This window comes from Micromonospora sp. NPDC005254, from assembly GCF_042872525.1.
Taxonomy (GTDB): domain Bacteria; phylum Actinomycetota; class Actinomycetes; order Mycobacteriales; family Micromonosporaceae; genus Micromonospora.
Genome location: NZ_JBIAKM010000008.1, coordinates 260,900 through 272,653, shown reverse-complemented (window position 1 = coordinate 272,653; position 11,754 = coordinate 260,900). Strand labels below are relative to the sequence as shown.

Annotated in this window: 11 protein-coding genes; 8 read left to right on the top strand and 3 right to left on the bottom strand. The window is 71.1% G+C overall.

Annotated features, from left to right (window positions below):
• The 3 genes from ACFYPR_RS24580 to ACFYPR_RS24570 form a co-directional block, all read right to left on the bottom strand.
• Positions 1-1,185, bottom strand: a 1,185-nt coding sequence (locus ACFYPR_RS24580; RefSeq protein WP_387262659.1) for an FG-GAP-like repeat-containing protein, incomplete at its 3' end; no start/stop codon positions are given.
• A 101-nt stretch (positions 1,186-1,286) separates the two neighbouring features.
• Complete coding sequence (locus tag ACFYPR_RS24575) at positions 1,287-1,547, bottom strand: hypothetical protein (RefSeq protein ID WP_354859945.1); 261 nt, start codon at positions 1,545-1,547, stop codon at positions 1,287-1,289.
• Positions 1,547-1,780 carry a hypothetical protein gene (locus ACFYPR_RS24570; RefSeq protein ID WP_363940265.1) on the bottom strand — a complete coding sequence of 78 codons (234 nt, stop codon included), beginning with the start codon at positions 1,778-1,780 and terminating at the stop codon, positions 1,547-1,549. Before ACFYPR_RS24570 ends, ACFYPR_RS24575 begins: the two co-directional genes overlap by 1 nt.
• A gap of 210 nt (positions 1,781-1,990) precedes the next feature.
• On the opposite strand from ACFYPR_RS24570, the gene ACFYPR_RS24565 reads away from it, so the two are divergent.
• From ACFYPR_RS24565 to rny, 8 genes are all read left to right on the top strand, one after another.
• Positions 1,991-2,962, top strand: a complete 972-nt coding sequence (locus tag ACFYPR_RS24565) for a LuxR C-terminal-related transcriptional regulator (protein WP_354859949.1) — start codon at positions 1,991-1,993, stop codon at positions 2,960-2,962.
• 166 nt (positions 2,963-3,128) lie between these two features.
• Positions 3,129-4,733, top strand: a complete 1,605-nt coding sequence (locus ACFYPR_RS24560; RefSeq protein ID WP_387262656.1) for an FAD-dependent oxidoreductase — start codon at positions 3,129-3,131, stop codon at positions 4,731-4,733.
• A gap of 144 nt (positions 4,734-4,877) precedes the next feature.
• Positions 4,878-6,242, top strand: coding sequence for an MFS transporter (locus ACFYPR_RS24555; protein ID WP_387262653.1), 1,365 nt, complete (start codon positions 4,878-4,880; stop codon positions 6,240-6,242).
• 4 nt (positions 6,243-6,246) lie between these two features.
• Positions 6,247-6,447 (top strand): DUF3046 domain-containing protein, encoded by a 201-nt coding sequence (locus ACFYPR_RS24550; RefSeq protein ID WP_354859956.1) that lies wholly within the window; start codon positions 6,247-6,249, stop codon positions 6,445-6,447.
• 184 nt (positions 6,448-6,631) lie between these two features.
• The gene (gene recA, locus ACFYPR_RS24545) at positions 6,632-7,678 is read left to right on the top strand and encodes a recombinase RecA (RefSeq protein WP_007456801.1); all 1,047 of its coding nucleotides are present in this window, start codon (positions 6,632-6,634) and stop codon (positions 7,676-7,678) included.
• A gap of 14 nt (positions 7,679-7,692) precedes the next feature.
• Positions 7,693-8,382 carry a regulatory protein RecX gene (locus ACFYPR_RS24540; protein ID WP_387262652.1) on the top strand — a complete coding sequence of 230 codons (690 nt, stop codon included), beginning with the start codon at positions 7,693-7,695 and terminating at the stop codon, positions 8,380-8,382.
• Between the two features lie 31 nt (positions 8,383-8,413).
• A complete protein-coding gene (locus ACFYPR_RS24535) occupies positions 8,414-9,217 on the top strand; it encodes a 3-keto-5-aminohexanoate cleavage protein (protein WP_387262649.1) in 804 nt (267 codons plus the stop codon).
• Positions 9,218-9,953: 736 nt separating this feature from the next.
• Complete coding sequence (rny, locus tag ACFYPR_RS24530; protein WP_354859966.1) at positions 9,954-11,720, top strand: ribonuclease Y; 1,767 nt, start codon at positions 9,954-9,956, stop codon at positions 11,718-11,720.
• Positions 11,721-11,754 lie beyond the last annotated feature (34 nt).

Genomic DNA, 11,754 nt, shown 5'->3' with positions numbered 1-11,754 from the left:
TTCGCGTTCGATGTTGTTCGGGTAGAGCCACAGGGTGCCGTCGGTCTTGCGGGCCACCAGGTCGGTGTAACCGTCGCCGGTCACGTCCGCGCCGACCAGCGTGTCGAAGCCGCTCCAGCCCTGGCCGATCTGCCGCGCCGACGAGCTGCTGTACGGAGTGCCGTTGTCGCGTTCGATGTTGTTCGGGTAGAGCCACAGGGTGCCGTCGGTCTTGCGGGCCACCAGGTCGGTGTAACCGTCGCCGGTCACGTCCGCGCCGACGATCCGGTCGAACCCGCCCCAACCGCTGCCGATCTGCCGCGACGCGCCGCTGCTGTACGGGGCGCCGTCGTCACGAACGATGTTGTTGGAGTACAACAACATCGTTCCGTCTGACTTGACGGAGATCAGGTCGGTGAAGCCGTCACCGGTGACGTCGGCGTTGATGATCCGGTCCGCGCTGCTCCAGCCGCTGCCGATCTGCCGGGACGAGCCGCTGCTGTACGGGACGCCGTTGTCGCGCTCGATGTTGTTCGAGTACAGCCACAGAGTGCCGTCAGTCTTGCGGGCCACCAGATCGTGATAGCCGTCGCCGGTCACGTCGGCGACCCCTGGGTCCTTCACCGGAGCCTGGCCGCCGGTGGTGATGTTGTTGTAGCGGCGGGCGACGTAGTTGCTGGCCGGGTGCGAGTCGATGAGACCGTCCCCGCCGCCGCTGAGCGTCTCGGTGTCGATCTTCACCGGGGTCGATCCGAAGGCGTAGTACTCGAACGTGCCCGTCGACTGGTTGATCCAGCGCTTGAAGAGGATGACGTGCTGGCTCGCCGAGTTCAGGATGTCGCCCGGCTGGAGGTCGCTCTTACTGATCTGCTTCGACACCGTGTACATGTTGTAGGTCGTCTTCGACGTCGAGAGGTGCCAGGCCATCGAGACGAACCCGGAGCAGTCGGTGCGGTAGTTCTTGCCGTTCTCGTCGCGGTAGTAGCCGCCCTGGCTGTAGGGGATGCTGCCGCGATTGTCGTACCAGTACTTGGCGCGGCTGAGCACCTCGGTCGGACTGATCGACCCACCCACGCTGGAGTCGGCGAAGGCTGCCTCGGGACTGCTCGCCAGCACCGTGGCGACGCCCCCGGAGAGGCCGGCGCCGGCGGCGAGTGCCACGCCGAGCGCCATTGTGGTCAGGCGACGAATCGCATTTCGTTGCATGGTGTTCCTTTCTGATTAATTCCGATTTCAAGGCAGGTTTGTCCGTCCGCCGAACGGTATCCGTCGGCGGAGGCGGGAAAATTGAACAGGTGATGCCGTGGTCAGACGATTCGCCACGGGCCGAGCAGTGGGCTGCTGGCGATTGTGCGGTCGACGACGCGGCGCAACGTCACGGCGGCTGCCGTCGGATCGTCGGTGTCCACGAAGGCCAGGATGTCGGCGCTGTCCGGGCCGGCGCGGACTCGAAGGTGTTCGATACCGCTCCCGGCCGTGGCGTTCACGTGGATCAGATTTCGCAGCGTCGCCGGGTCGATGGCGGCCGTCGAGGTGAGCGGGGCGATACGGATGTGCGTCACGATCATCAGGACCACTCCGACGGGTCGACCGGGGGCGGCGAGCCCCAGCCAAATCCCTGGCCTCCGAACTGGCCGGTCGAGGCGTCCTGTGCGGGACCACCCCAGCCGAACCCCTCCGCGAGCGCCGCCATCGCACCCGGTTCCGAGTTCAGGATGATCGCGAGGGCGAGGGCGAGGCCGAGTGTGAGAATGGCGATCGAGGTACGGTAATTGGCATTGATAAAAGTGGTTATGCTCATTGACGTCTCTCCTGTGCTTGGAATGTCGATTCCGGAGGCTCCGTGGTCGTTGTCGCCGCCGTGAGAGAAGCATCGCGGGCCCACGGTGCCCTGTCACCAGGTTCGGCCTGGCGTGACCCCGCCCGGCGGGACCACGCCAGGTGCGGAACGGGTCCACGAGAACGCTCGATACGCGGCAGAATGTCGATTGGTTCTACCGGGGGAGGGGTCATGTTCGACCTGCTGGGACTGTCCGCGCAGCATGAGGCGGTCTATCGCGCCATGCTGCAGTGTCCCGACCTGAACGTCGCCGGCCTGTCCGATCACCTCGGCGTCTCGCCGGGGGAGGTGACGGCGGCACTGGACGTGTTGGCCGACCTCGCACTCGTTCGGCTCGACTCCCTGGGCGATCACGCCCGGCCGGTGCGACCGCAGGCCGGGTTGATGGCGCTCCTGACCAAGGTGGAGGCCGAGGTCGCGGTCCGGCAGCGGCAGGTCGAGGCGACCAAGGCCGCCATCGCCGCCATCGCGACCGCCCACGACGACTACCACCAGGTGGCGGAGGGGCGGTTGCTCGCAGGGGTCGACAGCGTCCGGGACCGGCTTGCCGAGTTGGCCGACACCGCCCGCGCCGAGTGTCTCTCCTTTAGCAGCGGCGGCGCACAGAGCCCGGACACGCTCGAGGCGGAGGCGCCGCTCGACCAGCAGGCTCTGCAGCGGGGTGTCCAGATCCGCAACGTCTATCAGGACAGCTTCCGCAACGACCCCGGCACCCTCGCGCACGCCCGCTGGCTGGCCGGCCTCGGTGGGCAGTCACGCACGACGCCGACGCTGCCGATGCGCATGGTCATCGTCGATCGGGAGGTCGCACTCGTGCCCATCGACCCGGCCAATCCCCGGCAGGGTGCACTGGAACTGCGCAGCCGCGGGATTGTTGCCGGGCTTATCGCGCTCTTCGAGCAGGTGTGGCACGCCGCGACTCCGTTCGGCGAACAGGCGGCGGCCGACGAGCAGGGTCTCACCCGGCAGGAACGCGAGCTGCTGCGGCTGCTCGCCGCGGGGCACACCGACGAGTCGGCGGCCCGCAAGCTCGCAATCTCCCTGCGCAGTGTGCAGCGCATGATGACGTCCCTGACCGAGCGGTTGGGCGCCGCCAGCCGATTCCAGGCCGGCGTGCAGGCGGCCAGCAACGGTTGGGTGTGAGGGGGCGGTACGGCACGGTCGTCGGCTCGGCCGGTAGCGAGATCGGTGACAAAAACCGCCACCGCCGGCGGTCGGTGAGGTGATACCTACCGGAAACGGCGTTGCGTGATCCGCGTAACAGGTCCTCTGCAGACTCACGTGAGTCGATCTTGTAGGGGAGGCGTTCATGAGCGATCAGACGCAGTCGACGGTGAGTCGGCGTGGGTTCCTGCGCGCGGTCGGGATCAGCGGCGGTGCCGGTGCGATGCTCGCCACGATGGGAGCCATGGGTCTCGCGCCCAGCGCCGACGCGTCGGTGACCCCGGCGTTCCGGGCGCCCGAGCCGTCCGACTTCACCCTGACCGGCCGGCCGGGGGCCAGTGTCGTCGTGCTCGGCGGTGGCATCGCGGGGCTCACCACCGCGTACGAGCTGGGCAAGGCGGGCTACCACTGCACGGTCCTGGAGGCGCGGCACCGCGTCGGCGGGCGGAACCTGACCATCCGTGGTGGCGACGTCGAGACCGACCTCGACGGGCACACCCAGCGGGCCGGCTTCTCCGACGGCGTCTACTTCAACGCCGGGCCGGGCCGGATCGCACAGTGGATGGTCACCATGGACTACTGCCGGGAACTCGGCGTACCCATCGAGGTGTTCACCAACCAGAACGCCGACGCCTGGATCTACAACGAGTCCGCCGGGATGACCGAGCCGATCCGGTATCGCACCGCCAAGGCCGACGTGTACGGCTACGTCTCGGAACTGCTCGCCAAGGCCACCGACCAGGGCGCGCTGGACGCGCGGCTCACCACCGAGGACCGGGACCGGCTGCTGTCGTTCCTGCAGGGCTTCGGTGCGATCGGTGGGCGTGCCAACGACTGGGCGTACGCCGGGACCAACCGCCGCGGCTTCTCCGCGTACCCCGGCGCCGGCAACGACGTGGGGACGCTGCTCGGCGCGCCGCCAGCGCTCTCCGGCGTCTTCGCCAGCAACGTGGGCCGGTACTTCTCCTTCGAATTCGGCTACGACCAGGCGATGCTGATGTTCCAGCCGGTGGGCGGCATGGACCAGATCCCGCGTGCCCTCGCCAAGGCAGTGGGCGGGCACCGGATCCGACTCAACGCCGAGGTGACCGGAGTGACCGACCGGGGCGGCCGGGTCGAGGTGACCTATCGGCAGGGCGGCCGGGAGTCGCAGATCGCCGCCGACTACTGCGTGGCGGCGCTGCCGCCGCACCTGATGGCCCGGGTGCCCCACAACCTCGGCGCCGGGGTGACCGCCGCCCTGGCCGACTTCCCGGTCACCGCCGCCGGCAAGATCGGCCTGGAGTACCGCAGCCGCTGGTGGGAGACCGACCAGCGGATCTACGGCGGCATCACGGAGACCGACCTGGACCTGTCGCACATCTGGTACCCGTCCTACGGCTTCCACGGCAAGCGTGGCCTGGTCGTCGGCTACTACAACACCGGGGCGAACGCCAGGGCGTACAGCGGGCTCACCCCCGAGCAGCGCCGGGAGCGCGCGGTCAGCCAGGGGGTGAAGATCCACGGCGACAAGTACCGCAGCGAGCTGGTCACCTCGTACTCCCACGCCTGGGACCGGACCCGCTACATCGAGGGCGCCTGGACCTCGCCCCGCTACGGCACCGCCGGATACAACCTGCTGCTCCAGCCGGCCGGGCGGGTCTACTTCGCCGGGGACTGGCTGAGCCACGAGGTGGCCTGGCAGCACGGGGCGTTCGTGGCGGCCCGTTCGGCGGTGTCGTCCCTGCACCAGCGGGTCATGGCCGGCTGACCGACGGGCCCTCGCGAAGATCCGCACCGCGAAGATCCGCGCGGGCGCGGCGAGGCGGCCCGGCGGGCGGGGCAGCCCGGCGGGGGCGTCGGGGTTCGGGGTGGGTGCGCGAGGATGGGGTCACCCCGTCCTCAAGGAGCGCCGATGGCCACCGACCTGACCGTGCCGCGTACCGGCGCCCGGCTCGACGTCGCGCCGATCCAGCGGCGCACCATGCGGCTGCTCTTCACCACCCAGATCATCGGCGGCGTCGGTGTGACCATCGGCATCTCCGTCGGCGCGCTGCTCGCCGCCCGCATCGCCGGCACCGCGGTGGCGGGCGTCGCGCAGAGCGCCGGGGTGGTCGGTGCGGCGCTGCTCGCCGTCCCGGTCACCCGGATCATGGCGCGGCACGGCCGTCGTCCCGGCCTGGTGCTGGCGTACACCGTGGGCGCCGTCGGCGGCGTCCTGGTGGTGGTGGCGGCGGCCACCCGTTCGGTGCCCCTGCTCTTCCTCGGCATGCTGCTCTTCGGCGGTGGCACCGCCGCGAACCTGCAGGCCCGCTACACGGCGGTGGACCTCGCCGAGCCGACCCGTCGAGGGCGTCAGCTCTCGCTGATCGTCTGGGCCACCACCATCGGGGCGGTGGCCGCGCCGAACTTCGCCGCCCTGGCCGACCGGGTCACCACCGGCTGGGGGCTGCCGCCGCTGGCCGGCCCGTTCGCGTTCAGCGCGACGGCATTCGTGCTGGCTTCCGTCGTACTCCTCGGGTTGCTCCGCCCCGACCCGTTGCTCACCGCGCGGCGGCTCGCGGCGGCCGACGCGCCACCGACCGCCGCCGGGCCGCCCGCCGACGCCACGCCGGCGGCCGGTGGGGCCGGGCCGGCCACCGCGCCGGTCCGTGCGCGCGCGCCGCGCACCGCCGGAATGCGGCTGGCCTGGTCGGTGGTACGCGGACAGCCAGCCGCCCGGCTCGGCATCACCGCCGTGGCGATCGGTCACCTGGTGATGGTGGCGGTGATGGCGATGACCCCGGTCCGGCTCGGTGAGTCGCACGCCGACGCCGACGTGCTGCGGCTGGTCGGGATCGTGTTGAGCCTGCACATCGCCGGCATGTACGCGTTCGCCCCGGTGGTCGGCTGGCTCACCGACCGGCTCGGCCGGCGGGCGGTGATCCTCGGCGGGGTCGGGCTGCTGCTGGCCGCCTGCGCGGTCGCCGGCACCGCCGGGCACCACACGCCCCGGCTCTCGATCGGTCTGGTCCTGCTCGGGCTGGGTTGGTCGGGGACGATGGTGGCCGGCTCGACGCTGCTCTCCGAGTCGGTGTCGGCCGGTGTGCGGCCCAGCGTCCAGGGGTTCTCCGACCTGATCATGGGGTTGGCGGGGGCCAGCGCCGCGGTGCTCAGCGGGTTTGTCATGCAGCTCGCCGGTTATCCGGTGCTCACCCTGCTCGCGGCGGTCGCGACCGTGCCCCTGGTGGCGCTAGCGTTGCGCCCGGTGCCGACGGGGGCACCGGGCGAGGAGGGTTGATCACGTGCGGCTGACCGACTTCTGGGCGCGGTTGGAGGAGGCGTTCGGGCCGGGCTACGCGGCCAGCATCGCCCGCGACCAGGTGCTGTCCCAGCTCGATGGGCGGACCATCGAGCAGGCGCTGTCGTCGGGGGAGCAGACGCACGTGGTGTGGCGGGCGGTCTGCGCCGCGTACCCCGACCGCGTACCCGCTCGACTACGCTGAGCAGCCTTTTCGCCGGTTCCGCGTGTCGCTTGTCGAGTCGTACACCTGTTCGGCTATTGTCCACAGCGGGGTGCTCGTCCACAGCTCGCGGCCCGTCGGCTGGTTTTCTGTCGGACCCAGCGCCTAGCGTGTCCGCGTGACGCGAAGCTCAGCAAAGACGCCGGCGAAGGCAGGGGTGGCAACCATGGCAGCAGGGCCTGACCGGGAGAAGGCACTCGACCTTGCTCTCGCTCAGATTGACAAGCAATTCGGCAAGGGCTCGGTGATGCGGCTGGGTGACCGGCCGGTCGTCCAGACCGCGATCATTCCGACCGGCTCCATCGCGCTCGACGTGGCCCTCGGCATTGGCGGCCTGCCCCGTGGCCGGGTGGTCGAGATCTACGGTCCCGAGTCCAGCGGTAAGACCACGGTGGCACTGCACGCGGTGGCCAACGCCCAGCGCAACGGCGGCATCGCCGCCTTCATCGACGCCGAGCACGCGCTCGACCCGGAGTACGCGAAGGCCCTCGGCGTCGACACCGACGCGATGCTGGTCTCCCAGCCGGACACCGGCGAGCAGGCGCTGGAAATCGCGGACATGCTGATCCGCTCTGGCGCTCTGGACATCATCGTGATCGACTCGGTGGCGGCCCTGGTGCCGCGCGCCGAGATCGAGGGCGAGATGGGCGACAGCCACGTGGGCCTCCAGGCCCGGCTGATGAGCCAGGCACTACGGAAGATCACCGGTGTGCTCAGCAACACCGGCACCACGGCGATCTTCATCAACCAGCTGCGCGAAAAGATCGGCGTGATGTTCGGCAGCCCGGAGACCACCACCGGTGGTCGGGCGCTGAAGTTCTACGCCTCGGTCCGGCTCGACGTGCGACGCATCGAGAGCCTCAAGGACGGCACCGACGTGGTCGGTAACCGCACCCGGGTCAAGGTCGTGAAGAACAAGGTGGCCGCGCCGTTCAAGCAGGCCGAGTTCGACATCATGTACGGCAAGGGCATCTCGCGTGAGGGCTCGCTGATCGACGTCGGCGTGGAGCAGGCGATCATCCGCAAGTCCGGCGCGTGGTACACGTACGACGGCGACCAGCTCGGCCAGGGCAAGGAGAAGGCCCGGGAGTTCCTGAAGGAAAACCCGGACGTGGCCGCCGAGATCGAGAAGAAGATCCTGGAGAAGCTCGGCGTCGGGGTTGGCGCGGGCGACGCCGCCGGTGGCCCCGAGTTGCCGCCGGTCGACTTCTGACCGGTCGCTGACCAGTGGCAGGACGACGCGCCCGTACGGGGCGGGGCTGGGATGCCAGCCCACCCCGTACGGGCGACGCCAGCGATCCGCCGCGTCCCCGTCGGGGGCGCCGGGCCGAGTCGTCGGCGGATGAACCGGCGCCTACGCCGCGCGACGAGTCGGAGGTGGCTCGCGAGATCTGCCTGCGCCAGCTCGCCGTCCGGCCCCGCACCCGGGCCGAGCTGGCCGACGCGTTGGCCAAGCGGGGCATCTCCGAGCAGGTCTCGGCCGAGGTGCTCGACCGCTACGACGAGGTCGGCATCATCGACGACGCGGCGTTCGCCCGCGCCTGGGTGTCCAGCCGGCACACCGGTCGTGGCCTGGCCCGCCGGGCGCTCGCCAACGAGCTGCGCCGCAAGGGCGTCGACGGCGAGGTGGCCACCGAGGCGCTGGGCGAGCTGGACGAGGAGACCGAGGCGGCAACCGCCCGCGCTCTGGTGGAGCGCAAACTGCGTACCGCCCGGGGCGAGCCCGACGCGGTCTTCCGCCGGCTGGTCGGGATGTTGGCCCGCAAGGGCTATCCGCCCGGCGTGGCCATCCGCGCGGTGAAGGACGCGCTCGCCGCGCAGAGCGCCGAGGCGGCCGAGTTCGCCGAGCAGATCGACGCCGACGCGCTCGCCGACGCCGAGGGCGATCTGGAGCGCGACAGCCGCCCGCTCGACTGAGTGGCGCGATGGGTGCGGTGGGGGTGACCCGATGTTGAAAGCGTGTCTGAACGGCCAGCGCAGTCGTGCCGCCCACCCGGCCGTGCCGGTGACCCCGACGGAGTTGGCGGCCGACGCGGCCCGCTGTGCCGCGCTGGGCGTCGCGGCCGTGCACATCCATCCCAGGGACGCGGCCGGCGTCGAGTCACTGCGCCCGGCGGTGATCGCCGACGCGCTGACCGCCATCCGTGCGGCCCGGCCGGGGCTGCCGGTGGGGGTGAGCACCGGAGCCTGGATCGAACCGGATCCGGCCGCCCGGGTGGCAGCCGTCCGATCCTGGCCGGTGCTGCCCGACTTCGCCTCGGTCAACGCGCACGAGCCCGGCGCCGAGGCGGTCGCCGCCGCGCTGCATGAGCGTGGCGTGCTCGTCGAGGTGGGGCTCTGGACACTCGACGCCGTGAAGGCGTACCGGTCCTGGCGGGTGCCGGTCGGACGGATCCTCGTCGAGTGCATGGCGCAGGAGCCGGCGGTCGCGTTGGCCGATGCGGCGCGGATCCTCGCCGCGCTGCCGCCGCCAGCGCGGATGCCCAGCGTGCCACCGCGGTCGACGGGGATGCCCGCCGTGCCACCGCCGTCAGCGGGGATGCCGGGCGGGTCGCCGCCGGAGGACGCGGTGGCTCCGCCCGTGTTGCTGCACGCCGAGGGTCCGGCCACCTGGGCGGTGCTCGCCGAGGCGGTCAGCCGTGGGCTGCACACCCGGATCGGGCTGGAGGACACGCTCCTGTTGCCCGATGGCGTACCGGCACCGGGCAACGCCGCGTTGGTCACCGCCGCGCTGGCGGCCGGCGCCGGCTGAGCCGCCGATCCGCCGAAGTCGGCCGAGCCCTTGGTGCCGGCTGACCGCCCTGGCGTCGGCTGAGCCGCTGCGGATGATCGTGCTCGATCCAGGATGTGGGGGCATCACCGCGCCGGTGAGGGCACTACATCCAGGATCGAGCACGATCTTGAGGCGCTTCGCGTCGAGACCGGGTCGGTCGGGCGAGATTCGCGACTCGGCAGGGTCACCGGTATCACTAAGTCGGCGTCGCGCAGGGTGCCGCCACCGCTGAACAGGCACGACATCCGAATCGAGGGCGTCGGCTCGCCGCCTTTGTCCTTCCGTGTCCGACACGACATCAGCTTTGGGTGACGCTACAACTTCGCTCCGTTCGGGGGGTTTGATCATGAGTCCTTGACCAGACCGCCCTTGGCGACCTAGCCTCGCCATACAGGCTCACATTGCCCGACCAGCGCAGGCTAAGCGCACAACATAGATCTCGTAACAGAACAGCATCACTTTGGCCGACTCCGCGGCCTTTGGCGGCAGTTCCGGACTGGCCGGTCCGGCACTCCGCGACAACTGCACCCGGTCGCCGACGATGCCCGAGGGCACCGCCGGCGGAGAGAGCTATCCACGGCCAGCCGCTCCGGTCGGGCGTCCACAGCCGCAGGAGTGTGCCTCGGGCACAGTCGCTGCGGTCTCGACGTTCAGGGGAGGCGGCCATGGCGGGGCGGCGGCACAGGTTCACCGGTAGACCCAGCGGGGTCCCGGCATGAACGCCCTCGACGTCGTGCTTCTCGCGGCCGTCCTGATCCTCGCGGTGGTCGTGGTCGGGGCGGTGTTGGTCGGCATCCGGACGCTGCGTCGGATGGGCACGGCGCCGGCCCCGGAGGATCCCGCCTTCATCGCGGAGAAGGACCGTCAGGAGCAGTCCCTGGCCGCCCTGCGCAACGCCGCCGACCAGGCGAACAGCACGATCGACGTGGCCAAGTCCGCGGCCTCCGCGGCTCGGGCCGAGGCGGCGGCGGCGAAGGCCGAGGCGAAGGCGGCCCGGGCCGAGGCCCGGCGGGTGCTCGACGACGCCCGCGCCGAGGCGGACACCGTGCTGGAACGGGCGCACAAGCAGGCCGAGGCGGACGCCGACCAGCTGCGCACGGCAGCCCGCCGCAGCGGCGAGCGGGAGGTCGCGGTGCTCGCCGCCACGACCCGGGAGCAGGCCGCGGAGGTGGAGCGCCGGGCGGCCCGGATGGACGAGCGGGAGCGGCTGCACACCGAGGAGGTGGAACGGTTCGCCGAGCGGGAGCGGCAGCTCACCGCGGCGAGCGCCGCCCTCGCGGCCCGGGAGTCCGCGCTCGCCCAGCGCGAGACCGAGCTGGCCGAGGCCGAGGAGCTGCGCCGCCGGGAACTGGAGCGGGTGGCCGGTCTCACCGCCGAGTCGGCCCGGCTGGAGCTGATCGACGCGATCGAGACGTCTGCCAAGCGCGAGGCGGCGCTGCTGGTGCGCGACATCGAGTCCGACGCGCGCAACACCGCCGAGCAGCGGGCCCGACACATCGTGGTGGACGCGATCCAGCGGGTGGCCAGCGAGCAGACCGCCGAGAGCGTGGTCAGCGTCCTGCATCTGCCGGGCGACGAGATGAAGGGCCGCATCATCGGCCGGGAGGGGCGCAACATCCGCGCCTTCGAGTCGGTGACCGGGGTCAACCTGATCATCGATGACACCCCGGAGGCGGTGCTGCTCTCCTGCTTCGACCCGGTCCGCCGGGAGGTCGGCCGGCTCACGCTGGAGAAGCTGGTGCTGGACGGGCGGATCCACCCACACCGGATCGAGGAGGTCTACGACCTGGCCCGGCAGGAGGTGGAGCAGCTCTGCCTCCGCGCCGCCGAGGACGCCCTGGTCGAGGTCGGCATCACCGAGATCCACCCGGAGCTGGTGACCCTGCTGGGCCGGCTGCGCTACCGCACCTCGTACGGGCAGAACGTGCTCAAGCACCTGGTCGAGACCGCGCACATCGCCGGCATCATGGCCGCCGAGCTGCGGCTGGACGTGCCCACCATCAAACGGTCGGCGTTCCTGCACGACATCGGCAAGGCGCTCACCCACGAGGTCGAGGGCAGCCACGCCATCATCGGCGCCGACCTGGCCCGCAAGTACGGCGAGCACGAGGACGTGGTGCACGCCATCGAGGCGCACCACAACGAGGTGCCGCCGCAGACCATCGAGGCCGTGCTCACCCAGGCCTCCGACGCCTGTTCCGGCGGTCGACCGGGCGCGCGTCGGGAGAGCCTGGAGGCGTACGTCAAGCGCCTGGAGCGGATCGAGGAGATCGCGGCCGGGAAGCTCGGCGTGGACAAGGTCTTCGCCATGCAGGCCGGCCGGGAGATCCGGGTGATGGTCAAGCCCGACGACGTGGACGACATCGGGGCGGCCGTGCTGGCCCGCGACGTGGCCAAGCAGATCGAGGAGGAGCTGACCTACCCGGGTCAGATCCGGGTCACCGTGGTCCGCGAGTCCCGGGTCACCGAGATCGCCCGCTAGTCCAAACAGCAGAAGGGCCAGCCCGGACGCCGGG